This is a genomic window from Mesorhizobium sp. 128a (assembly GCF_053848025.1).
In genome coordinates this window covers 146,979-170,353 of the sequence record NZ_JBSPKY010000009.1, presented here as the reverse complement: position 1 = coordinate 170,353, position 23,375 = coordinate 146,979, and the positions used below count along the sequence as shown (strand labels likewise).

The 23,375-nt window shown below is 63.5% G+C and carries 23 protein-coding genes; 7 read left to right on the top strand and 16 right to left on the bottom strand.

The window, feature by feature from the left end; translation table 11 throughout:
- Window position 1: 1 nt before the first annotated feature.
- Window positions 2–1,213 carry an MFS transporter gene (locus ACWTU9_RS16925; RefSeq protein ID WP_454589691.1) on the bottom strand — a complete coding sequence of 404 codons (1,212 nt, stop codon included), beginning with the start codon at window positions 1,211–1,213 and terminating at the stop codon, window positions 2–4.
- Window positions 1,214–1,367: 154 nt separating this feature from the next.
- Between ACWTU9_RS16925 and ACWTU9_RS16920 the strand changes: the two genes are divergently transcribed.
- Window positions 1,368–1,943 carry a TMEM175 family protein gene (locus tag ACWTU9_RS16920; RefSeq protein WP_455859271.1) on the top strand — a complete coding sequence of 192 codons (576 nt, stop codon included), beginning with the start codon at window positions 1,368–1,370 and terminating at the stop codon, window positions 1,941–1,943.
- A 12-nt stretch (window positions 1,944–1,955) separates the two neighbouring features.
- On the opposite strand, the gene ACWTU9_RS16915 is transcribed toward ACWTU9_RS16920, so the two are convergent.
- The gene (locus ACWTU9_RS16915) at window positions 1,956–2,237 is read right to left on the bottom strand and encodes a hypothetical protein (protein WP_095773965.1); all 282 of its coding nucleotides are present in this window, start codon (window positions 2,235–2,237) and stop codon (window positions 1,956–1,958) included.
- Between the two features lie 134 nt (window positions 2,238–2,371).
- On the opposite strand from ACWTU9_RS16915, the gene ACWTU9_RS16910 reads away from it, so the two are divergent.
- A complete protein-coding gene (locus ACWTU9_RS16910; RefSeq protein ID WP_455859270.1) occupies window positions 2,372–3,238 on the top strand; it encodes an SDR family NAD(P)-dependent oxidoreductase in 867 nt (288 codons plus the stop codon).
- Window positions 3,239–3,247: 9 nt separating this feature from the next.
- On the opposite strand, the gene ACWTU9_RS16905 is transcribed toward ACWTU9_RS16910, so the two are convergent.
- Window positions 3,248–3,673: a low affinity iron permease family protein gene (locus tag ACWTU9_RS16905; RefSeq protein WP_455859269.1), complete on the bottom strand. Its 426-nt coding sequence runs from the start codon at window positions 3,671–3,673 to the stop codon at window positions 3,248–3,250.
- Between the two features lie 277 nt (window positions 3,674–3,950).
- Here ACWTU9_RS16905 and ACWTU9_RS16900 point away from each other — a divergent pair, with 277 nt between their 5' ends.
- Window positions 3,951–4,076, top strand: coding sequence for a hypothetical protein (locus ACWTU9_RS16900; RefSeq protein ID WP_455859268.1), 126 nt, complete (start codon window positions 3,951–3,953; stop codon window positions 4,074–4,076).
- Window positions 4,077–4,085: 9 nt separating this feature from the next.
- Here the strand turns inward: ACWTU9_RS16900 and ACWTU9_RS16895 are convergent, their stop codons facing one another.
- Together ACWTU9_RS16895 and ACWTU9_RS16890 are read right to left on the bottom strand one after the other, a co-directional pair.
- Entirely contained in the window at window positions 4,086–4,727 is a 642-nt protein-coding gene (locus tag ACWTU9_RS16895) for a DapH/DapD/GlmU-related protein (RefSeq protein WP_455859267.1), read from the bottom strand.
- Between the two features lie 68 nt (window positions 4,728–4,795).
- Window positions 4,796–5,299, bottom strand: a complete 504-nt coding sequence (locus ACWTU9_RS16890; protein WP_455859266.1) for a CreA family protein — start codon at window positions 5,297–5,299, stop codon at window positions 4,796–4,798.
- A 178-nt stretch (window positions 5,300–5,477) separates the two neighbouring features.
- On the opposite strand from ACWTU9_RS16890, the gene ACWTU9_RS16885 reads away from it, so the two are divergent.
- From ACWTU9_RS16885 to ACWTU9_RS16875, 3 genes are all read left to right on the top strand, one after another.
- Complete coding sequence (locus tag ACWTU9_RS16885) at window positions 5,478–6,056, top strand: SCO family protein (protein WP_455859265.1); 579 nt, start codon at window positions 5,478–5,480, stop codon at window positions 6,054–6,056.
- Window positions 6,057–6,138: 82 nt separating this feature from the next.
- The gene (locus ACWTU9_RS16880) at window positions 6,139–7,011 is read left to right on the top strand and encodes a 50S ribosomal protein L11 methyltransferase (protein ID WP_455859264.1); all 873 of its coding nucleotides are present in this window, start codon (window positions 6,139–6,141) and stop codon (window positions 7,009–7,011) included.
- An 84-nt stretch (window positions 7,012–7,095) separates the two neighbouring features.
- Window positions 7,096–8,940: an aminopeptidase P family protein gene (locus ACWTU9_RS16875; RefSeq protein WP_455859263.1), complete on the top strand. Its 1,845-nt coding sequence runs from the start codon at window positions 7,096–7,098 to the stop codon at window positions 8,938–8,940.
- Between the two features lie 4 nt (window positions 8,941–8,944).
- Here the strand turns inward: ACWTU9_RS16875 and ACWTU9_RS16870 are convergent, their stop codons facing one another.
- Window positions 8,945–9,241: an AzlD family protein gene (locus ACWTU9_RS16870; protein ID WP_454589699.1), complete on the bottom strand. Its 297-nt coding sequence runs from the start codon at window positions 9,239–9,241 to the stop codon at window positions 8,945–8,947.
- Window positions 9,238–9,966, bottom strand: coding sequence for an AzlC family ABC transporter permease (locus ACWTU9_RS16865; protein WP_455859262.1), 729 nt, complete (start codon window positions 9,964–9,966; stop codon window positions 9,238–9,240). The genes ACWTU9_RS16870 and ACWTU9_RS16865 overlap by 4 nt, the downstream gene beginning before the upstream one ends.
- A 121-nt stretch (window positions 9,967–10,087) precedes the next feature.
- Here ACWTU9_RS16865 and ACWTU9_RS16860 point away from each other — a divergent pair, with 121 nt between their 5' ends.
- Window positions 10,088–10,846 carry an SDR family NAD(P)-dependent oxidoreductase gene (locus ACWTU9_RS16860; RefSeq protein ID WP_455859261.1) on the top strand — a complete coding sequence of 253 codons (759 nt, stop codon included), beginning with the start codon at window positions 10,088–10,090 and terminating at the stop codon, window positions 10,844–10,846.
- 17 nt (window positions 10,847–10,863) lie between these two features.
- Here the strand turns inward: ACWTU9_RS16860 and ACWTU9_RS16855 are convergent, their stop codons facing one another.
- From ACWTU9_RS16855 to ACWTU9_RS16815, 9 genes are all read right to left on the bottom strand, one after another.
- Window positions 10,864–11,559, bottom strand: coding sequence for a DUF2461 domain-containing protein (locus ACWTU9_RS16855; protein ID WP_455859260.1), 696 nt, complete (start codon window positions 11,557–11,559; stop codon window positions 10,864–10,866).
- Entirely contained in the window at window positions 11,556–13,760 is a 2,205-nt protein-coding gene (ligA, locus tag ACWTU9_RS16850) for an NAD-dependent DNA ligase LigA (protein WP_455859259.1), read from the bottom strand. The genes ACWTU9_RS16855 and ligA overlap by 4 nt, the downstream gene beginning before the upstream one ends.
- A gap of 111 nt (window positions 13,761–13,871) precedes the next feature.
- Entirely contained in the window at window positions 13,872–15,545 is a 1,674-nt protein-coding gene (recN, locus tag ACWTU9_RS16845) for a DNA repair protein RecN (RefSeq protein WP_455859258.1), read from the bottom strand.
- Window positions 15,546–15,733: 188 nt separating this feature from the next.
- Window positions 15,734–16,603 (bottom strand): outer membrane protein assembly factor BamD, encoded by an 870-nt coding sequence (locus ACWTU9_RS16840; RefSeq protein ID WP_455859257.1) that lies wholly within the window; start codon window positions 16,601–16,603, stop codon window positions 15,734–15,736.
- A gap of 264 nt (window positions 16,604–16,867) precedes the next feature.
- Window positions 16,868–17,815 (bottom strand): UDP-3-O-acyl-N-acetylglucosamine deacetylase, encoded by a 948-nt coding sequence (gene lpxC, locus ACWTU9_RS16835; protein WP_455859256.1) that lies wholly within the window; start codon window positions 17,813–17,815, stop codon window positions 16,868–16,870.
- Between the two features lie 275 nt (window positions 17,816–18,090).
- Window positions 18,091–19,743 carry a cell division protein FtsZ gene (ftsZ, locus tag ACWTU9_RS16830; RefSeq protein WP_455859255.1) on the bottom strand — a complete coding sequence of 551 codons (1,653 nt, stop codon included), beginning with the start codon at window positions 19,741–19,743 and terminating at the stop codon, window positions 18,091–18,093.
- Window positions 19,744–19,809: 66 nt separating this feature from the next.
- Window positions 19,810–21,117 (bottom strand): cell division protein FtsA, encoded by a 1,308-nt coding sequence (ftsA, locus tag ACWTU9_RS16825; protein WP_112560390.1) that lies wholly within the window; start codon window positions 21,115–21,117, stop codon window positions 19,810–19,812.
- A complete protein-coding gene (locus ACWTU9_RS16820; RefSeq protein WP_454574896.1) occupies window positions 21,114–22,055 on the bottom strand; it encodes a cell division protein FtsQ/DivIB in 942 nt (313 codons plus the stop codon). The genes ftsA and ACWTU9_RS16820 overlap by 4 nt, the downstream gene beginning before the upstream one ends.
- On the bottom strand, window positions 22,043–22,969 hold the full coding sequence (locus ACWTU9_RS16815; RefSeq protein WP_455859254.1) for a D-alanine--D-alanine ligase: 927 nt from the start codon (window positions 22,967–22,969) through the stop codon (window positions 22,043–22,045). The genes ACWTU9_RS16820 and ACWTU9_RS16815 overlap by 13 nt, the downstream gene beginning before the upstream one ends.
- Window positions 22,970–23,375 lie beyond the last annotated feature (406 nt).

Here is a 23,375-nt window from a genome sequence, read left to right as displayed (position 1 = left end):
TTCAGCGCGCATATTTGGCGCCGAACACCAAAGCGATTACCGAGAAGATCGTGATCATGCCTGCGAAGGCCAGGCTTGCAGTCGCGGCACTGGTCCAGCTCGACAGCAGGCCGATGCCGATCACCGGCAGCGCGTTGCCGCAGAAGCAGCAGATGAAGAAAGCCGACACCACTTCGGCGCGGCGATCCGCCGGTGCGATCTGGCTCACAACCTGCAGGCCGCCGCGATAGCCGAGCGCGCCCACCACGCCGCACAGGGCCGTCGCGGCGATCATCAGCGACATCGAGGCAAAGATCTGCGCCGCGACCACCAGCGCCACAGCCGGGATCATCAGCGCCAGCGCCGCCAGCATGCCGGTGCGGCTGAGCAGCCAGGTCGTGCCCAGAATGGTCGCGGCCGCAACGATCGACAGTTCGAAGAACAGCCCGCCGGCCTCGGCATGGTTGGCCACATGCAGCTGCTGCGCCAGGATGCTCGGCGCCAGTGCTGCATAGAAGCCGACCAGCGCCATGGCGCCGAAGCCGGTCACCGCTGGCGCCACGAAAGCGGCGCGGATGTCGGCCGGCACCGACAGCCGCGGCCGCAGCGAAACATCGGCCAGCCGTCCCGGCCGCGAGACCGTCTCCCGCGTGCGCCAGATCAGGATCGTGACCACCACGAGTAAGGCAAGATAGACCGCAAACGTCAGTCTCAATGGCCACGGCGCATATTCGGCGAGCAGCCCCGACACCAGCGCGCCAAGGCCGAGGCCGACGAAGTTGGTGCTCGTGGCGATGACGGCGGCGCGCGACTTGTCCTCGCCCTCGATCAACTCCGCCAACCAGGCGGTGCCGGTTCCCGCGCCGATGCCGATGCCAAGGCCGCTCAGGATGCGGGCCGCATCGAGCCAGGCGACATTCTCGGCCAGCAAGAACACCAGCGCGCTGACTACCGCCACCGCCATCGCCGCCAAGGCCGCAGGACGGCGGCCAATGCCGTCGGACAAACGTCCGAACATCAGCAATGCGCCGAGATTGCCGACGACATAAACGGCGTAGACCAGCGTCAGCGTGATCTGCGAGAAACCGAAGGCCTGCTTGTAGATGACGTAAAGCGGCGTCAGCGCCGTGCTGCCGGCGAACAAAGCTGCAATCATCGCAGCAACGGCGGCCATCCCGGCGCGGCCGCCGAGTTCATTGTCGCGCGTCGTCATGGTCTCGGTATAGCTGGTCATGGCAACCTCCGGCCAGTTGCCCAACGCCCCAATAGAAGTCCAACGTCGATGTAAGGACGGCCGTTCCACTTGCCCAACCCGCTCCTGACAATCTTGCCAGTATGGCCTTGCCCGAAATCCTCCCTTAACGTCTGTCCATCGAGAGGGAGAATCCATGGGCAAAGGCAGGGTTGAGGCATTCACCGATGGCGTCGTCGCCATCATCATCACCATCATGGTGCTGGAGCTGAAAGTGCCGCATGGCGAGGACCTATCAGCGCTGGCGCCGCTGTGGCCGATCTTCTTCAGCTACGTCTTGTCTTTCATCAATGTCGGCATCTACTGGAACAATCTGCACAACATGTTCCACACCGTGCAGCGCGTCGACGGCCGCGTGCTGTGGGCAAACCTCAACCTTCTGTTCTGGCTGTCGCTGATCCCGGCAACAACGGCCTTCATGGGCGAGAATCATTTCGCGCCGATCCCCGTCGCCGTCTATGGCGTCGACCTGGTGCTGTGCGGGGTCGCCTACAGGTTTCTTGTGACCAAGCTGCACCATCTGCACGGCAATGAAACCGCCTTCGCCAAGGCGCTGGGCAGTGACCGCAAGGGCAAGATTTCGGTAGCGCTTTACACAACGGCGGTGCTGCTGACTTTCGTCAACCAGTGGATCGGCTTGGCGATCTATGTTCTGGTGGCCGCCGTCTGGTTCGTGCCGGATACGCGTTTTTCGCGGGTGATCGAAAAGTAGCGCACGCTGCCGCTACTTGCGCATCGCCTTCAGCTTTTCGGCGACCGACGCGGCGAGATCGGCATAGCGCTCCTCCAGCCGTTCGGCCGCCTTGATGATCGAAAAATCATGGCCGAATTTCTCCAGCGCCATGCGCAATTTCTCGACGAACTCGGCCTGTTTTTCCAGCGCCGAAAACAGCGTCTTCACCTGCGCTTCGCTGATATCGGGATTGGCGAGCATCTGCGGCACCTCGCGGCCCATCTGATCGCCGGTGGCGGTCTGCTCCTTCAGGATTGCAATCCAGTCGGTCAATCGGTCGATCTCCTTCGATGGCCGGCAGCATGCGCAGCGCCCACCGCTCCGGTCAACCCGAAGCCACGGCAACGGGCTTGCCTGGGCCGCGTCTGGCGCTAAGTTCGGCGCAACCCCAAACCAAGGAAAAGACCATGACCTCCGACGCCGAAATCCAGTCCGCTTTGCCCGCCCTCAGCTCAGGCAATGTCGCCGTTATCACCGGCGGCGCCAGCGGCATCGGCCTTGCCGCGGCCAAAAGGCTGGCGGCGATGGGCATGAAGACGGTGCTTGCCGATCTCGGCGGCGCGCGTTTGGACGAAGCCAAGCAGGTCGTCGCAGCGATCGGTGGCGACGATAACGTTCTTGCAGTTGCCACCAACGTCTCCTACGTCGACGACGTCGAAAGGCTGGCCAACACCGTCGACAACGCTTTCGGGGCGGTGTCGATCCTCATGAACAATGCCGGGGTCGGCAACAATCCGGGCAAGCCCTGGGAAAACCGGGTAGCTTGGAGGCGATTGCTCGACACCAATTTCTGGGGCGTCGTGCACGGCGTCGAGGCCTTCGCGCCGGCCATGCTGGCGTCGGGCAAACCCGGCTTGATCGTCAACACCGGCTCCAAGCAAGGCATCACCACGCCGCCCGGAAATCTGGCCTACAACGTCTCCAAATCGGCGTTGAAGACCTTCACCGAAGGCTTGGCGCACGCACTGCGCAACGAACCGGGCGCGAAGGTTGCGGCACATCTTCTCATTCCCGGCTTCACCTTCACCGGCATCACCGAGGGCGCGACTGAAAAACCGGCCGGCGCCTGGACCGGCGAGCAGGTCATCGACTTCATGCTGGCCTCCCTCATGCGTGGCGATTTCTACATCCTTTGCCCGGACAATGAGGTGAAGCGGCCGACGGACGAAAAACGCATGGCCTGGGCGATCGGCGACATCATCGAGAACCGCCCTGCCCTCTCGCGCTGGCACCCCGACCACAAGGATGCTTTCGCGGCCTTCATGGAACGCTGAGCTGCGAATTCAGGCGGCGCGTTTTTTCGCGGTGCGCTTCTGCGTGACGGCTTTCTTGGCGGCCAGCTCGGCGATCTCGCGGTCGTGACGTGTGGCCGCGCGCTCGCATTTGTCACGGATTTCCTCGACCTCGGTTTCGGTCAGGTGCTCGATGCCGATGAAATGGTTGTGGCCCTTGCCGACCCGGATCAGTTCATCGAGCTTGGCCTGGACCGCGGCGCCGTCGCGGTTCTGGGTGTTCTGGATCAGGAACACCATCAGGAAGGTGATGATCGTCGTTCCGGTGTTGATGACCAATTGCCATGTATCGGAAAAGCCGAAGAATGGCCCGCTGACGGCCCAGACGATGACGATCGCGCAGCAGCCGACAAAGGTCAGCGGCAGCCCGGCCAGATGAGCGACCGTGTTGGCGATCTTCGTGAACAGCTTTTCCAATTCAAAATCCTTCAATTGCCCGAAACGCGGCAAGCCGGACGGCGCCGCGTTCATCGCTCAGCAAGAAACAGTCGGCAGCCGCTCCAGGTTCCCTGTCGCAGGTGATATCGCGGGTACAATTGAGCACACGCGAAAAGCGTAGCACCCGGAAAGCCGCCTTATGGCTTTGTTGCCATAGTCCCTGTGCAGGCCATAGACCCTGGTCCTTCCGCTTCACCGCGGTTTATCTCCAAAGCCCCTTCCGCCGCGCCACCCCCGCAGAGCGGAAGGGGTTCTGTTGCCGCAGACCGACGGATCTCTTCCCGGCAGGCGCGCTGTTCAGAACCTGGGCGCGAGGATTTCGACCAGCCAGTCGACGAAGATGCGCATGCGCATCGAGGAGCCCGGCGGCATGCTCATCTGAGCGCTGCGTTCAGGAACGCTCCTGTTCCCAGCGGTCAAGGAAAGTTTCGATCGGCAAGGCCTGCATGTCGGGAACCGCTTTGGCGAGTTTCTCCGGCGGCCAGTCCCACCAAGCGAGGTATTCGATCCGCGCCGCGATCTCCGGCGTAAAACGCCGGCGCAATTGCTTCGCCGGAACTCCGGCGACGATCGCATAGGCCGGCACATCCCGCGTCACCACTGCATTGGCGCCGACAATGGCGCCGTTGCCAATGCTGATGCCGGGCATGATGACAGCGCCATGGCCGATCCAGACATCGTTGCCGATGCTGACGGCCTTGGCCTGCCGCCGCTCGCGGAACGCCGCATCGACGCCCAGCCAGCGGAAATACTCGTTCGGCCGGTAGCTCAGCTTGTGCTGCGTCAGCCGCTCGATCGGATGCTCCAGTGCATTGATGCGGCTGTTGGCGGCGATCGAGCAGAATTTGCCGATCGTGGTGTAGATCGCCTCGGCGTGGCGCTCGAAATAGGAGAAGTCGCCGACATTGACCTCGCGCAGCACCACCCGCTCGCCGATCGAGGCATAGCGCCCGAGCTTGCAAGCCTTGAGCTCCGCGGTCGGATGGATGCGCGGGTCCGGGTCTTTCAGGACAAGGTTTTCAGTACGGTCCATGGCGCGGCTTTACCTCCGCGCAATTGCGGAAGCAATTGTCGCATCACCAAACAGCCTAGAGTAACCGCCTATTTCGGCTGGCCGTTGGTCCACACCACGCTCTGGCCGAACAGCGGCACGGTGGTCACCGACATTTTCGCCGAGCCGTCCTGCACCTGGCGCGAATGCGACAGATAGATCAGCGTCTCGTTTTTCTTGTCGTAGATACGGTTCACCACCTGCTTCTTCCAGATAAGGCTGATGCCTTGCTTGAACACCTCTTCGCCGCCCTCGCCCATGTCGATGTCACCAATGGTGATCGGCCCGGTCTGACGGCAGGAGATCGAGGAATCAGAGGGATCTTCGAACCAGTTGCCCTTGTGCAGCCGGTCGATGATGCTGCGGTCGAAATAGGAGACGTGGCATGTCACGCCGTCGACTTTCGGGTCCTTGATCGCCTCGACGATGATGTCGTTGCCGACCCAGTCGACGCCGACCTTGCCGACTTCCTCGGCCGCGGCAGCACCGGCGCCAAGGGCAATACATGCGGCCAGCGCGCCGCCGAACAGTTTCTGCCCAATCCGTCGTAGCAAGGAAGCCTCCTCAGGTTCAGTTTGCGGGCCTCAGGTGGGATAGGGACCTGCTGTTTGCAAGGTAGTGCTCAGCCCGGTTGCGGCAACGCGGCATCTTTGCCTAGACCCTCGCGACCGGCTAAGACTGCCGCTGCAGGCGCCAATCCGGCGCCAACAAAATCACGACGGACACTTCCTGATGATGCGTTCAATCCTGGTCGGCATTCTGGTTCTGATGGCGGCCGGCATCGGCTGGCTCACCTTCGACTGGTACAAGGGCCATTATGGCGGCGAGCCGTATGGCGGCGCCTTCGCGCTGGTCGACCAGAAAGGCGGACCGATCACCGAAGCCGCCTTGCGGAGCGGCCATCCCAGCGTCGTCTTCTTCGGCTTCACCCATTGCCCGGAAGTCTGTCCGACCACGCTGTTTGAACTGGCCGGCTGGCTGAAGACGCTGGGCGACGACGGCAAGAACCTCAACGCCTATTTCGTTACCGTCGACCCGGAGCGCGACACACCCGAGGTGATGAAAACCTATGTCGGCAATTTTTCCGACCGCATCGTCGGCATATCTGGCGATCCCGACAAGGTACACGCGATGGCGAAGTCCTTCAGCATCTACTGGAAGAAGGTCGACACCGGCGACGGCGACTACATGATGGACCACACCGCCTCGGTGCTGCTGCTCAATGCCAAGGGCGAGTTCGCCGGCACCATTGCTTACGGTGAGAGCGCCGACACGGCGATTGCCAAGCTGAAGCGGCTGGCAGCAGGCTAAGCATGATCCCGAAAAGTGGAATCCGGTTTTCTCGGACAAAAAGGTTTTGTCCGGAGATCATGCTCAAACAAGAGACCAGCTGATGGTGCAGACCAGGCTCCATTTCATCGCTGGCAAGGTCGAAGCCGACAGCATCTTCGCCGCGCTCGAACTGGCTTTCGAGGATGAAGGCCCGCCGCTTGCCGTGCTCGAGGTCGACGAGGACCGCGATATCTACGAAGTCTCGCTCTATGCCGACGGCAATGTCGATGCGGTTGAGACAAGGCTGAAAGACATCCTTGCCGGACTTTCGCTACCGAAGCCTATCGAACGCGAGGTCTTGCCTGACATCGACTGGGTGGCGCGCTCGCTGGAAGGGCTGAAGCCGGTGCGCGCCGGGCGTTTCTTCGTCCACGGCGCGCATGACCGCCGGAAGCGCCATAGCGGCGAACTTGCCATCGAGATCGAGGCCGGCCTTGCCTTCGGCACCGGCCATCACGGCACCACCGCCGGCTGCCTGGAAATGCTGGAGCGGGTGGTGCGCCGCGAGCATCCCAAGAATGCTCTCGACCTCGGCACCGGCAGCGCGGTGCTGGCCATTGCCGTCGCCAAGCTGGCGCATATTCCGGTGCTGGCGACCGACATCGATCCGATCGCCGTCCGGGTCGCCGCCGCCAATGCGCGCCTCAACCATGTGAAAGCGCTGGTCGAAACTGTGACGGCGCCCGGCTTCCACCACCCGATCTTCGGCAAGCGCGCCCCTTTCGACCTCATCGTCGCCAACATATTGGCGCGGCCATTGATGCGGCTCGCGCCGGAAATGGCCAAGCATATCAGACTCGGCGGCTCGATCGTGCTGTCCGGCATCCTCGATCGCCAATGCAACGCGGTGATCTCGGCCTATGTCGGCCAGAATTTTCGCCATGTCAGGACCTTGCACCGCGAGGGCTGGGTAACGATCCACCTCAAGCACTGAGCTGGACCAATTCGCGTCATCGAAAATCGATTCCGGTTTTCCGGGTCATGCGCTACGGTCGTTCGCAATACAGGAGGACCCGCCATGTTCCAGACCTTTGATTCCGCCGGCGATGCCAGTGTCGGCAAGCCGCGCGTGAAGCTGCTGCGGCAATGGCTGGCGGACAATGGGCTGGATGGTTTCCTGGTGCCTCGCGCCGACGAGCATCAGGGCGAATATGTCGCCGACCGCTCGGCGCGGCTGAAATGGCTGACCGGCTTTAGCGGGTCCGCCGGCGTCGCGCTCGTGCTGCGCGACCGCGCCTTCATGTTCGTCGACGGGCGTTACACGCTGCAGGTGCGCGGTGAGGTCGATCTCGATATTTTTGCCATCGAGAGCCTCGTCGACAATCCACCGGCGTCCTGGATCAAGGACAATCTCGGCAAGGGCGCGCGGCTTGGCTTCGACCCCTGGCTGCACACGATCAACGAGGTCAAGGCGCTGAAAACCTCGGCCGAGCAATCCGGCGTGGCGCTGGTGCCGCTGGACAAGAACCCGGTCGACATCATCTGGAAGGATCAGCCGGCAGCGCCGGCAGCACCCGTCGAGATTCACCCGATCGGCTTCGCCGGCGAACTGGCCAAGGACAAGCTGGTGCGGCTGGCGGCGGCGATCGGCAAGGACGGCGCAACGCACGCCGTGCTCACCGATCCCTCCTCGATCGCCTGGGCCTTCAACATTCGCGGCGGCGACGTGCCGCACACGCCGCTGGCGCTCGGCTTCGCGATCCTCGCCGCCGACGGCAAACATCAGCTGTTCATGGACCAGCGCAAGTTTTCGCGCACGGTAGCCGCATATCTCACCCAGCTTGCCGACTTGCACGAGCCCGGCGAGTTCGAGGCGGCGGTCGTCGCCCTTGCCAAGGGCGGCGCAAGGATCGCGCTCGACCCGGTACTGGCGGCGGAAAAGCTCAGAATGCTGGTCGAGGACAATGGCGGCACCGTTGTTTCCGCGCCCGATCCCGCCCGCATTCCGCGTGCGACCAAGAACCAGGCCGAAATCGCCGGCAGCCGCGCAGCGCATCGGCGCGACGGCGCGGCGGTGGCGAAGCTGTTGTGCTGGCTGGAGCGGCAGGAGCCGGACTCGCTCGACGAAATAACCGTCGTCACCAAACTGGAAGAGACGCGCCGGCTGACCGGCGAGGAAACACAGATGCCGTTGCGCGACGTCTCCTTCGACACCATTTCCGGCGCCGGCCCGAACGGGGCCATCATGCATTACCGCGTGTCGCGCGCCACCAACCGCAAGCTGGCAAAGGGCGAGCTGTTTCTGCTCGATTCCGGCGCTCAGTATCAGGACGGCACGACAGACATCACCCGCACCGTCCCTATCGGCCAGCCGACCGAAGAAATGCGCGAGCGCTTCACGCTGGTGCTGAAAGGCATGATCGGTATTTCCACACTGCGCTTCCCCGCCGGCACGCGCGGCTCCGAAATCGACGCGGTGGCGCGCATGGCGCTGTGGAAGCATGGCTGCGACTTCGCCCATGGCACCGGCCATGGCGTCGGCTCCTATCTGGCCGTCCATGAAGGGCCGCAGCGTATCGCCCGCACCGGCACCGAAAAGCTGCTTGCCGGCATGATGCTCTCCAACGAACCCGGCTACTACAAGGAAGGCTCCTACGGCATCCGAATCGAGAACCTGATCCTGGTGACGCCGGCCGAACCGGTAGAGGGCGGCGACATCGCCATGCACAGTTTCGAGACGCTGACACTGGCGCCGATCGACGTCCGGCTGATACGCACCGACCTCTTGCACCGCGACGAGTTGCAATGGCTCGACCGGTATCACGCCTGGGTGCTGGCCGAGATTGGCCCGATGCTCGACGGCGAGACGCTGGCCTGGCTGGAGAAGGCGACGGCCCCGCTGCCGCACGACGCCAAGATTTGAGCTTCTACCCGACGAACTGCCGCGCCAGGATCAACACTGCTGCCCCGGCCAAAAACATCGCCATCAGGCCGCCGCGCAACGACACCACAGCGGTGACGATCAGCGCCGCCCATTCGGCCGGCCCGGCGCTAAGGGCGGCCGGCGCCACCAGCGTCGTCAGCACCGCGGCCGGCACGGCGTTCAGGCCGGCCTCGACGCGTGGATGGATGTGGTCGAAGCGCGAGATGACCAGATGGCCGCCGACGCGGGTGAGATAGGTGGCGATCGCACCGGCAATGATGATCCAGAAGGTCGCGCTCATCGCTTTGCCTCCACGCCGCTATGGTGCGGCGGCAGGATGACCGCCAGCAGCACGCCGGCAATGGCGCCGATGGAAACGTGCCAGGGCGAACCGACTGTCTTGTAGGCAATGATCGACGCGGCGGCGCTGGCGATCACGACCGGCAGCCACAAAGGCCGCTTGCGAAAGCCCAGCACCAGGCCAAGGAAATAGATCGGCAGCAGGAAATCGATGCCGAGTGCGTGCGTGTCCGGGATGAGCTTGCCGAACACGGCGCCCAGGCCGCTCTCGATCACCCAGAACACATAGACCGGCAGGCCGACGCCCATATACCAGACGAAGCCGACGGAACGGCCCGATTCTGCCCTCGCTTCGGCGATGGCGAATTGTGGATCGGTGAGGACGAAATAGCCCAGCGCCTGCTGGATCACAGGCCAGTGCGCGATGCGCCGCCCGATGCCGGCGGAATAGAGCACATGACGAAAGTTCACCGCAAAAATCGACAGCACGATCAGCCAAGGCGCTACGTGCTGGCCGAACAGTTCGATGCCGACCATCTGGCTGGCGCCACCATAGATCGTGGCGCTCATCAGAAAAGATTCGAGAACGGAAAAGCCGTTATCCACCGCGATTGCACCGAACAGCACCCCGAACGGGGCCGCGGCGACCACCACCGGCAACGACAGCCGTACGCCGTCCCAGAAATCGCTGGCCACAGATTTTTCGGTTAAGGTCTCTGCCGACATGTCACATTTCCCAATCGCGCTGCTATGTAGGAGCCAACGTTCGAAAAGTCAGACGAATTCGCTTGAGCCAACAGATCAGCGAAACTGATGTAAGGCGTCGCGAAGCTTCACGAGGGTTCACATGATCGTCTACGATTTCACCGGCAGGCACGCGGTCGTCACCGGCGCCGGCGGCGGTATGGGCGAGGCAATCACGCTGGCGTTGCTCGATGCCGGGGCCTCGGTCACCGCCATCGACATCAAGCCGCGTCCGGCGTCCCTTGCCGCCCATGACGACCGGCTCACCTTCGCCCAGGGCGACCTCACCGACGCCGCCTTTGTCGAGCAGACCATTGGAGCGGCAGGTCGCGAGCGCGGCGGCATCGACTATCTCGCCAATGTCGCAGGCGTACTCTGGTTCGGCCGCGACAAGTCGGCCCTTGAAATGGACCTCGATGTCTGGGACCAGGTGTTCAACATCAATCTGAAATCCTTCGTTCACACCTCGCGGGCGGTTGTTCCGCATATGCGCGCCGGCGGGCGCGGCGGCGCCATGGTGCATTTCTCGACCATCCAGTGGTATCGCGGCGATCCAAAACCGCAGGATGCCTACCAGGCCTCCAAAGCCGGCGTCTGCGCACTGTCGAAGTCGCTCGCCATGCAGTTGGCGAGCGATGGCATCCGCTCCAATTCGATCTGCCCGGGAATGGCGCTGACGCCGCTGCAGGCGCGCTGGGACACCGAGGAGAAGCGCGCTGCCGTTGCCGACTACACCCCGCTCGGCCGCATCGGCACGCCGCAGGACATGGCCAATGCCGCGCTCTTCCTGCTTTCCGACGCGGCAAGCTACGTCACTGGTATCGAACTGGCCGTCGACGGCGGTCTTTTGATGCGCATGTAGCCACGCAGCGTGCCTGGTTAGCTCTGCGGCGCGGTGCCCTGGATCGCTCTGCCCCAGTCGAGCAGCGGCCTGGCGCGCAATGTAAAATCGACAAGCTCGTCGACCAGCGCCGGCGCGTGAATTTCGACCGGATCGATGACACGCTGGACGACGAAATGCCGGTTGCGCACAGCCTCCGCGAGATCGGCGTCGGCGATCTGCTCGAAACCGCGCGGCGCCCGCTTCATGCGGCCTTCGGTATCGAATTCGAGACCGTTTTTCTTCAACGTTGAAACCAGCTTGCGGAAATCGCCGGGCCGATCGGTGATCGCCTTGCGCATCGCCAGCAACAGCGGCGGCTCGGGGTTCCACCAGGCGACGTCGGCAAAGCAGCGCTCCAGCCCGATATGCACGTAGAATACGCCCAGCCTCGTCTTGCTGCCGTCCGGTGACAGGATGGCCGAAACATGTCGGTTGTAGGGCCGTTTGTCCTTGGCGAAGCGGACGTCGCGGTTGATGCGGAACAGCGATTTCTTGCGGTCGCCGCGCAGGCCAAGCCCCGCCGCTGCAAAACGCTCCGTCAGCGTCTCGACCAAATCGCCGATCGGCCCATGCAGTTCGCTGTCGTAGAGCGCGCGGTTCTCCTGGAACCATTCGCGGCTCTGGTGGAAATCCAGCGCCTTGAAGAACGGAATGGCTTTCGGACCAAAGCCTTTGAATGCGCCGCCGGTCACGCCTTGCCGACCCGTTGCAGCCAGGTGTCTTCGTCGATGACTTCGACGCCGAGTTCACTGGCAAGCTTCAGTTTGGAGCCCGCACCCGGCCCGGCCACCAGCAGATCCGTCTTCGCCGATACCGAACCTGCCACCTTGGCGCCGAGCCGTTCGGCCATCGCCTTGGCCTCGGAGCGTGTCATCTTTTCCAGCGTGCCGGTGAAGACGATGGTCTTGCCGGCAACCTCGCTGTCGGCAGAAACGGTGACGATATAAGGCTTCGGCTTGACCTGCTCGAGCAGCTTGTCGAGCACATCGTCATTGCGTTCATTGCCGAAGAAATCGCGCAGCGCATCGATCACCGTGTCGCCGATGCCGTTGATCGAGGGGAAGACGCTGTGCGGATCCTCAGCCTGCGCCGTCTCCTTGCCGACGCGGATCAGCTCCTCGATGGTCGAGAACGTCCGGGCAAGCACGGCCGCCGTCGTTTCGCCGATATGGCGGATGCCGAGCGCGAAGATGAAACGGTCGAGTTCCGGCTCGCGGCGCGAATCGATTGCGGCAAACAGCTTGTCGAGGCCTTCGTAGTTGCGATCCTCGACACCGCGCACATTCTTGCGCGCCTTGCCCGATGCCGCCTCACGCTGCCTGGCCTGCTCCTCGCGCCGCTCGGCCAGCGCCCTGGTGACGGCCGGCCGGCGGTCCCGCAGCGTAAAGATGTCGGCGGCTGTCTTGACCAGGCCCGAATTGAAGAACAGGTCGATGTTTTCCGCACCAAGGCCCTCGATGTCGAGCGCGCCGCGCGAGACGAAGTGGCGCAACCGTTCCACGGCCTGCGCGGCACAGATCAGCTCGCCGGTGCAGCGCCGGCGCGAATCCTCCTTGCCGGTCTTCTCGTTGACCTCGCGCGTCGCCGGCGAACCGCAGACCGGACAAGTGTGCGGGAATTCATAAGGCACGGCACCGCCTGGCCGCTTGTCGATGACGACGCTGACGATCTGCGGGATCACGTCGCCCGCCCGTTGTATGACAACCGTGTCACCGATGCGGACGTCGATGCCGTCGCGGATCGGCAGGCCATTGCTGTCGAAGCCCTTGATGTAATCCTCATTGTGCAGCGTGACGTTTTCGACCACCACGCCGCCGACGGTGACCGGCGCCAGCCGTGCCACCGGCGCCAGCGTGCCGGTGCGGCCGACCTGGATGTCGATCTTTTGCACCGTCGTCATTGCCTGTTCGGCCGGGAATTTATGCGCAACGGCCCAGCGTGGCTCGCCGGTGACAAAACCCCAGCGGCGCTGCAGTTCCAGCTGGTCGACCTTGTAGACGACGCCGTCAATGTCATAGCCGAGCGACGAGCGCAGTTCTTCGATCTTGTGATACTGCGCGATCAGTTCCTCGACAGACTTCGCCCGCACCATCAGCGGGCTGACCTTGAACCCCCACTCGGCGAATTTCTGCACCGACTCGAATTGCGTCGGCGCAGGATCTTGCGTGGTGTAGCCCCAGGCATAGGCGAAAAATCTGAGATTGCGGCTGGCGGTGACGGACGCATCCTTCTGGCGCAGCGATCCCGCCGCCGTGTTGCGCGGGTTGACATAGTCCTGGCCGCCAACCGCGGCCGAGCGCGCCTTCAGCGCCTCGAATTCGGCATAGGTCATGTAGACCTCGCCGCGGATCTCGATGGTCTCGGGCCAGCCCGAGCCCTTCAGCTTGGCGGGGATGTCGGCGATGGTCCGGAGGTTGGCGGTGATGTCTTCGCCGACAGCGCCGTCGCCGCGCGTAGCGCCCTGCACGAACACGCCGCGTTCATAGCGCAGCGACGCCGACAGGCCGTCGATCTTCGGCTCGGCCGTAAACGCGATGTCGAGATCCTTGTCGCGATCGAAGAAGCGCCGGCCACGGTGAATGAAATCGGCGACATCCTCGTCGGTGTAGGCCTTGGCGAGGCTGAGCATCGGCACCGCATGGCGCACTTTGGCAAAGCCTTCCGCCGGCGCAGCGCCGACCCTGAGCGAGGGCGAGTCCTCGCGCACCAGACCGGGAAAGCGCTCTTCAATGGCAAGATTGCGCCGCCGCAGCGCATCATATTCGGCGTCGGTGATCGTCGGCGCGTCCTCGGCATGGTAGCGCAGGTCATGGCCGGCGATCTCCTCGGCCAGCCTCTGGAGCTCATCCGCGGCCTCGTTTTCGCTCAACGATTCGACTGGTTTTTCAGACATGCAACGGTCCCTGTAGTGTGGCGCGACACCATAAATCAGGATTTCGGAAAAATCATTCCCGAACAGCGGGATGGAGCCATATCCTGACTCTGTCCAAAGCCATGCGACAGCCTATGCAGCGGCGGTATTTTCGCGCAGCAAGCGCTCTGCCGCCGCGCGTGCCTCGTCGGTGATGGTGGCGCCGGCCAGCATGCGCGCGATCTCTTCCTGGCGCGCCGCCCGGTCCATCTCGGCAATGCCGGTGGCGACCTTGTCGGAGCCGCCGGATTTCGAAATCAGGAAATGCGTCGCCGCACGCGCCGCGACCTGCGGCGCATGCGTGACCGAGAGCACCTGCACCCGCGTCGACAGCCTCGCTAACCGTTGGCCGATGGCATCGGCCACGGCGCCACCGACCCCGGTGTCGATCTCGTCGAAGACCAATGTCGGCGCCGAGCCGCGGTCCGCCAGCGCCACCTTGAGCGCGAGAAGGAAGCGCGACAGCTCGCCGCCGGATGCGACTCTCATCATCGGGCCGGCCCTGGTGCCGGGGTTGGTGCGCACCCAAAACTCTACCTGGTCGATGCCTTCTTCCACACGGTTCTCGCCATCGCTGGCCAGTTCAACGATGAACTCGGCCCGCTCGAGCTTGAGCGCCGGCAGTTCGGCCATGACAGCCTTGGTCAAGCCGATCGCGGTGGCGTGGCGAAGCGAGGACAGCTGGGCCGCGGAAATGTCATAGGCTTCGCGCGCGGCTGCAGCCTGCTTTTCCAGGACATGCAGGCGCCCTTCGCCGGCATCGAGATCGGCAAGATCGGCGGACATCGTATCGCGCAGCTGCGCCAGATCGTCGACGGGCACACTGTGCTTGCGTGACGCCGCGCGCAGCGAAAACAGCCGCTCCTCCGCTTTCTCCAGCCGCTGCGGATCATATTCGGTGGCGCGCAAAGCCGCCTCGACACCGGACTGCGCGGCGTCGAGCGACAGCATCGCCTCATCCAGCGACTTCACCACATCCTCGAGCAGGCCCGGCGCTTCGCTCGCCTTGCGCTGCAGCCGCCTGAGCAGGCTGGCGAGCTGCGGCAGCGGCGAGGACGGGCCAGACAGCACATCCTGCGCGTCATGTATTTCCGAAGCGATCTTTTCCGCCCGCATCATCGTGGCGCGCAGTTCCGCCAGCTGCGTCTCCTCGCCGGGCTGCGGATCGAGCTTGGCCAGTTCGGCGACGGACGCCCTGAGATAATCGGCCTCGCGCGCCGCCGCCTCGACCTTCGCGCGGTGCCTGGCGAAGTCCTGTTCGCAGCCGCGCCAGTAGCGCCATGCCTCGCCAGTCGCGCGGGCAGCACCGAGATGACCGCCAAAACTGTCCAGCAATTCGCGATGTGCGCCCGGATCGACCAGAGCGCGCTCATCGTGCTGGCCATGGATTTCGACCAGTGCGTGGCCGATGTCGCGCATCAGGGTGACGCTGGATGGCTGGTCGTTGACGAAGACACGGGTGCGGCCATCCGCCGTCTGCAGCCGGCGCAGGATGATATCGCCGTCGTCCTCGATGGCGTTTTCGGCCAGCAGCGCGCGCACAGGGTGGTTGCGCGGTACGTCGAACACGGCAATGACCTGGCCCTGCGCCGCGCCGTGGCGCACCAGCGAGGCGTCGCCGCGCGCGCCAAGCGCCAGCGACAGCGCGTCGAGCAGGATGGATTTGCCGGCGCCGGTTTCACCGGTCAGCACGGAAAGGCCGAGCTGGAAGTCGATATCCAGCTTCTCGATCAGGACGATATCGCGGATCGACAGTCTGGAAAGCATCAGAACCCGAACCTATCGCATGTCGTCCCAAAGCGGATCGGTTTGGGACAACGGCATGCACAAGACAAAAGACTTAGGGCGCGACGCGCCTCAATGCGGCATGCGACCGGTGGAGTCGCAGCGCCGCACTATCTTTTTGTTTGAGCGTCGGATCAATCCGAAAAGCGCTGTCCGCCTCTGTAGAGGCTTCAGGCGCCGGTGATCAGCTTTCCGGCCTTGGATATCCACGATCCGGCATTCTCGCGCGGCTCAAGCCCATTGCTCTGCAAGAGCTTGTAGGAATCCTTGTACCACTGGCTGTCGGGATAGTTGGTGCCGAGCACGGCGGCGGCTGTCTGCGCTTCCGAGGTCAGGCCCATCGCGTAATAGCTTTCCGTCAGACGCGCCAGCGCCTCTTCGACGTGGCGGGTGTTGGAATAGTTCTCGACCACGTTGCGGAAGCGCTTGACGGCGGCGATGTATTCGCGCCGTTCGAGATAGTAGCGGCCGATCTGCATCTCCTTGCCGGCCAACTGATCGTTGGCGAAGCGGATCTTGTCCTTGGCGTCGTCGACATATTCCGAAGTCGGCCAGCGCGTCACCAGATCCTGCATCGTCTGCACGGTCTGGCGAGCTTCCTTCTGGTCCTGGGTGACGTCCTTGATCTGACGGTAGTAGCTCAGGCCGATGATGTATTGCGCATAAGCGGCGTCGTCGGTCGACGGGTAGAGCGTGAGGTAGCGCTTGGCCGAGCCGATCGCTTCGTCATAATGGCCGGCGCGGTAGTCGGCAAAGGCACCCATCACCATCGATTTGCGGGCGAATTCCGAATAGGGGTGCTGGCGGTCGACGGCGTCGAACTTCTTGCTCGCCTCATCCAGGCGGCCGGCGTTCAGATTGGCAAGGCCTTGATTGTAAAGGACGTCCGCCGGTTCGGTCTGGTCGACATAGGTCGACAGATCGACGTCTTTCTCCGACGACATGCAGGCCGAGAGGAACAGCGATGGCACAACCACCGAAAGCGCCAGGAAAACAGCCCGATACGGCGCTTTCGATTGACCAACTCGCTTGAAGAACATGATTGGATTGCGCCCTTTCGGCGTTATTTCAATGCCTTTCGCATGGCGTTCCCTCAAAACTTGATCCCCACTTTTGAGCGACATGCACCAAATAGACGGCGGCAGCCATAAACCATAACTGCCTTGCCCAGCAACGCTATGTCTAGCCAATCGCACATTTTTGTGGCGGCCTGGCGTTGCCCCGAAAGCTATGCGCTTTCACCGGCCAGTGATGCATCCATGCAACACCAGCCGACGCCAAGAAAGCCAGAAAACCATTAAGAATCAGATTACCCAGGGCGCAAAGACAGGCCCGGTGACGGCGCTCATCTCGGCGGTACGGCCGCGCTCGCGGCGCGTGGTCTCGACGACCTCGAAGGCCGAACGGTCGGACAGCAGGCGCCGCAAGGCCGCGGCGTTCATCCGGTGGCCGCCGCGATAGGAACGGAAGCAGCCAATGAAGCGGGCGCCGGCCAGCGCCAGATCGCCCATCGCGTCCATCGTCTTGTGGCGGGCGAATTCATTGGGATAGCGCAGGCCGCCCATGTTGATCACCCGGTTGTCGTCGCCGATCACCAGAGAGTTCTCCAGCGACGAGCCCAGCGCATAGCCGGCTGCCCACAGCCGCTCGACATCCTTCATGAAACCGAAGGTGCGGGCGCGCGCAATGTCCTGGCGGAAGATGTCGGGGTTGATGTCGGAGGCGAACAGCTGACGGCCGATCGCCGGGCTTTCGAAATCGATCTCGACCTCGAAGCGCGTGCCGCTATAGGGCCTGAACTCGGCCCAGGACGCGCCGTTCTCGATCCGGACCGGCTTGACCACCCTGATGTAGCGGCGCTTGACCGCCAGCGTCTCGATGCCGGCCTGGTCGATGGCTTCGACGAACGCCACCGCGCTGCCGTCGAGGATCGGGACTTCGTGGCCGTCGATCTCGATGACGATGTTGTCGATGCCGAGCCCGAAGAGCGTCGCCATCAGATGTTCGACGGTGGCGATATGTTCGCCTGCCGGATCGCCGAGCATGGTGCAGAGGTCGGTTGCGCCGACTTCGGCAACCAGCGCACGGAACTCGCGGCTCTCGCTTCCGTTCGAAAGGTGGAAGATGACGCCGGTGTCGGCGTCCGCGGGAAGGAAGTTGACGGTGACCGGTTTGCCGCTATGAACGCCGGTACCTGTCAGCGTTGCACGCGATCGAAGTGTCGTCTGGTAGTCTTGCAAGACAAACCCCATAGCCCATAACGCCCGTGTCCGCTTTATAGCCCCAAAGGGCGCGGCTCTTGATTATCGGCAGGCAGGGCCAACTCCCCGAATCCCAGCACACCGAAAGTGCTGCGGCAAAGATAGTGGCCAGTCAGGGAGACTCCAAATCACGGTTTCTTACTCTGTGTAACCGCGATCTGCTGTGAGCGTCACATCGTAACGCCTTGTTATCAAACCGCTTTAAGCGTTAACAGGCAAACGATCTCTCGTCTGCCTGTTAACAAGTGTTACATGCCGTTAACGGCTCAGTTGGCCTGGCGGCGCAGGAAAGCCGGGATCTCCAGCTGGTCGTCTTCCTGGGCAGACCTGGTCTGTGGCGTCAACCTGCCCTGATCGTCGAGCTGGCCGCGGCGCGGCGCGTAAAGCTGCGGATCCTGGCTGGCAAGGCGGCGCATTTCCGGCGCTGCCTGGCGCAGTTTCGGTTCGCGCGGCTGCGCCGGCTGCAGCCGGGCTGGCTCTTCCTCGCGGCGCGTCAGCCCGTTGGTCAGCCGCTTGAGCAGCCCCATTGGCCCGCTGTTTTCATGGTCGGCCGGACGGCCCTTGGCTTCCACCTCGGCCTTCACCACCGGCGGAAAATCCTCCACGCGGGGCATGCGCTGCGGTGCGGCAGCCACCGGCTGCGGCATTTCCCTCAGCGGCGCCGGCTGCATGACCTGCTGCACGACAGGCTGCGGCTGGGCAGGCGGAGCCTGGAAGATCTTGCTCTGCGGGCGGAAGTCTTCCGCCTGGGCCATCGGCGCCGGACGAGCCATTGCCGCCGCATTGGCTTCGGCAAGCTGGATTGCCTCGGCGACCGGATCGGCCGCGCGCGTCTCATAGGTCTGCTGGACCGGCGCTGGCCGGCTTTCCGCCGCCGGAGCCGGACGGCTGACAGGCTTCTGCTGCGGCGGCATAGCGCGGATCGAGATCGGCACCGCGGCGATTTCGGCCGCCGACTTGTCGATGCCGGTCGCGACAACCGAGACGCGGATGACGCCTTCGAGCTCCTCGTCGAAGGTGGCGCCGAGGATGATGTTGGCATCCTGGTCGACCTCTTCGCGGATGCGGGTCGCAGCTTCGTCAACTTCGAACAGGGTCAGGTCGCGGCCGCCGGTGATCGAGATCAGCAGGCCCTTGGCGCCCCTCATCGAGGTCTCGTCGAGCAGCGGGTTGGCGATCGCTGCCTCGGCGGCGGCCATCGCGCGGCCCTCGCCCGAAGCCTCGCCGGTGCCCATCATCGCCTTGCCCATCTCGCGCATCACCGAGCGAACGTCGGCAAAGTCGAGATTGATCAGGCCTTCCTTGACCATCAGATCGGTGATGCAGGCAACTCCGGAATAGAGCACTTGGTCAGCCATGGCGAAGGCGTCGGCGAAGGTGGTCTTGTCATTGGCCAGCCGGAACAGGTTCTGGTTGGGGATGACGATCAGGGTGTCGACGCACTTCTGCAGTTCCTCGATGCCCATGTCGGCCGTCTTCATGCGGCGCTGGCCTTCGAAATGGAACGGCTTGGTGACAACGCCGACGGTGAGGATGCCCTTTTCGCGCGCCGCGCGGGCAACGACCGGGGCAGCACCGGTGCCGGTGCCGCCGCCCATGCCGGCGGTGACGAAGCACATATGGGTGTTGGAGAGGTGATCGATGATCTCATCGATGCACTCCTCAGCCGCCGCGCGGCCGACTTCCGGCTGCGATCCGGCGCCGAGGCCCTCGGTGACATGCGCGCCGAGCTGGATCAGCCGCTCGGCCTTCGACATGGTCAGCGCCTGCGCGTCGGTATTGGCCACCACGAACTCGACGCCGCGCAAGCCGGCGGTGATCATGTTGTTGACGGCATTGCCGCCACCGCCGCCGACACCGAACACGGTGATCCGCGGCTTGAGCTCGGTGATGTCCGGCTTTTGCAGATTGATGGTCATTGTCTCCGTCCTTTGCCTTTCCCGCCGCTTCGCCGCCGCGGCCGCCTATGGGGCTGTCCCCGTCAATTAGAAACTGTCTCTCAACCACTGACTCATGCGATGCAGTTTTCCGCCCGTTCCGGTCATCCTGAGACCGGAAATTCCTTTCGCCGGATGGCTCTCGAAACTCGCCATCTGCGGATAGATCAGCAGTCCGACCGCCGTCGAGAAAGCCGGCCCCTTGGCGGCTTCCGGCAGGCCTGCCACGCCAAGCGGGCGACCGATGCGCACATTGCGTCCGAGAATCCGGCGCGCCGCTTCCGGCAGGCCCGCGAGCTGGCTGGCGCCGCCGGTCAGCACGACCCGTTTTCCCACGGCATTGCCGTAGCCGGACTTGTTCAGCCGGTCGCGAAGGAGTTCCAGCGTCTCATCTATGCGGGCGCGGATGATGCGCGTCATCACCGAGCGCGGAATCTGCAGCGGCATCTCGCCTTCCTCGCCGATCGGCTGGATCGACACCAGGTCGCGATCGTCGGCACTGCCGGGCAGCGCCGAGCCATGCATCACCTTCAGCCGTTCGGCGGCGTCGAGCGACGTCGACAGGCCCTTGGCCATATCCAGCGTCACATGGTTGCCGCCGATGGCGATGGCGTCGCCATGGACGAACTTGCCTTCCGAAAACACCGAGATCGTCGTCGTGCCGCCGCCCATGTCGATGCAGGCGGCACCCATTTCCAGTTCGTCGTCGACAAGCGCCGCAAGCCCGCTGGCATAGGGCGTCGCCACCATGCGCTCGACCGAAAGATGCGAGCGGTTGATGCAGAGTTCCAGATTGCGCAGCGGTGCGGCGTCACCCGTCAGCACATGCATGTCGACGCCGAGCTGATCGCCGACCATGCCGCGCGGATCGCGCACGCCGCGTTCGGCGTCCAGCGAAAAGCCGACCGGCAGCGAATGGATCACATCGCGCTCGGCCTTGAGCGCCTGCTTGGCGCCTGCGGCAAGGACGCGCTTGATATCGGCCTCGTCGGCCTGATGGCCACCGAGATTGATCGTGGCCGAGTACGTTTCGCTCTTCAGCCGGCCGGCCGTCATGTTGACGATCAACGAGTCCACGGTCAGTCCCGCCATGCGCTCGGCGGCGTCGACGGACAGGCGAATGGCGTGTTCGGCGCGGTCGAGGTCGACGACCACGCCCGACTTCACGCCCTGCGACTTCTGATGGCCGATGCCGATCACCTGGATGCGATGCGAGCGGCCACGCAACAGCTTGCCGTCCTCGCGCGGCTTCAGCTTCGCCACCACGCAGCAGACTTTGCTCGAGCCGACATCCAGCACGGTCAGCGTGCCGGAGCGGCGCGAAGAGGCATCGCTGTTGCCGCCAAGCCAGCTCATATCTTCGTCTCCGGCTTGCGCTTCAGGTTCTGCGGCTTTTCGTTGAGCGCGGCCTGGCGCTGCGTCGCCGCTTCCGGCGTCAGCTGCACGACCAGGCGATCGGAGATGCGCATGTCGACGGCGGCGATATCGCGCGTCAGAAGACCGTTGTCATGATCCATGCGGACCAGATCGGCGATCGCCTGATCCTCGCCATCCTCGGGCAACTTGACCGTGATGCCGTTTTCCAGCTTCAGGTCCCAGCGCCGCTCGCCGATGCGGATATAGCCTTTGACCCGCGCGGCAAGCTCGGGAAATTTCTTGATCTTGGCCACGAAGTCGGGCGCCTTGGCCGGCGCACCGGTGCCGATGATGAGCGGCAGCAAGGCCTGCTTGCCGCCCGAGAACGGCGCGATCACCGCGCCGGAGCGCTCGATGACGGAAAGCTCCGAGCCCTGCTGCCAGAGCGCGAAGGGCTCACGCTCCTCGACGCGCACTTCCAGCGTATGCGGATAGACCTTGCGCACGGCCGCCACTTCGACCCAGGGCAAGGTGTCGATCCGTTCCCGCGCGGCCTCGGCATCGAAGCCGATCAGCGACGTCCAGCCGTCGAGTTCCAGCCGGTCCAGTATATCGATCTCCGAGGTCTGGCGATTGCCGACCACCTTGATCTGGTCGACGGCAAAGCCGGTGCGGGCGGTGATGCTCTGGACGATGTCGTCGGCATGGCCGCCGAGAATGGCGCCATAGAGGCTGCTTGATGCAATGAGCGAAAGGGACAGGATGGCCGCGGAAAAACGCGGCGCGACGAAGTCGCCGCCACCCAGGCGCGCCAGCACGCGCACCGGCCTGCGCAGCACGCGCGGCAGTACGAAATGGTCGAACGACAACGGCATGCCGAACAGTGCCGGCCCGGCGCCGCCCCTGCCCTTGTCCTGTCCCCATTTCAACGCAGACACGAAGCGTCCCCCACCATCCAACTCAACAGATCGCCGAACGGATGCCCCGCTTGGGCGGCGATTTCAGGCACCAAAGACGTCGGCGTCATGCCAGGCTGAGTGTTGATCTCGAGCCAGACAATTTCGCCGTTTTCGGAGTAACGATCGTCATAGCGGAAGTCCGACCGGGAAACGCCCCGACAGCCGATAGCCAGATGTGCCTTGAGCGCCAGTGTCTGTATTTTTTGGTAAATATTCGGTGAAATTTTAGCAGGGATTTCGTGTTTTGACCCGCCGGCGACGTATTTTGAATCGTAGTCGTAGAAGGAATGGCCGGTCGGAATGATCTCGCAGACACCAAGCGCCACGTCGCCCATGACAGCGCAGGTCAACTCACGGCCATGGATGTAGCGCTCGACCATGACGGTCTCGCCATATTTCCATTCGGACGAACCGATGACCTGCGGCGGATGCGACTGGCCTTCATGCACGATGACGACGCCGAAGCTCGAGCCTTCATTGACCGGCTTGACCACATAGGGCGGTTTCATCGGATGCTTGTTCTGGATGGCAAAGCGGCTGGCAACCTTCGATTCCGCCACCGCAATGCCGGCAGCCTTGGCCACCTTCTTGGCCTGCTCCTTGTTCATGGCGAGCGCCGAGGCGAGCACGCCCGAATGAGTGTAGGGAATGGCCAGATACTCGAGGATGCCCTGGATGGTGCCGTCCTCGCCGAACGGGCCGTGCAGCGCGTTGAAGACAACATCCGGCTTGAGCTCCGCGAGCACGGCGCCGACATCGCGCGCGACATCGACGCGGGTAACCTGGTAGCCTTCATTCTCAAGCGCATCAGCACACGCCTTCCCCGAAGACAGAGACACGGGCCGCTCGGACGAGAATCCGCCCAGGAGGACAGCCACATGCTTGTTCTTCATATCCCGTCATCCCCTCTCACGGCGGGCTCGCAACCACGCATTCAGCGACCAGATTGAGTCCGAGTCTCCCGGCAGGTTGCCCCCCAGACGGAAAACGCGGTCGACGCGTCGAACGACTCAAATCAGGAAACGCTTTAGGGCAGAGAATCAGAGAGTTGATTCGCTGGCAAGTGCTTATGATTCCGACAGATTCACTTTCCGTAAAAACAGCCGGAAAAAGCGGATTGTGAGTCTTTGCAGCAACGGTCGGATGGGTATTTCGGACCGTTCGAAGTTCATGCATCACATGAACTTCAGCACGCGCTAACGCACCAAGCTGCGTTGAAACTCAGGTCAGGCCGAGCCGAAAATGGTGGCGTTCGAGAACCGGAGCGGAGCGGACATTCAAGTCCGTGAGCACCGGAAG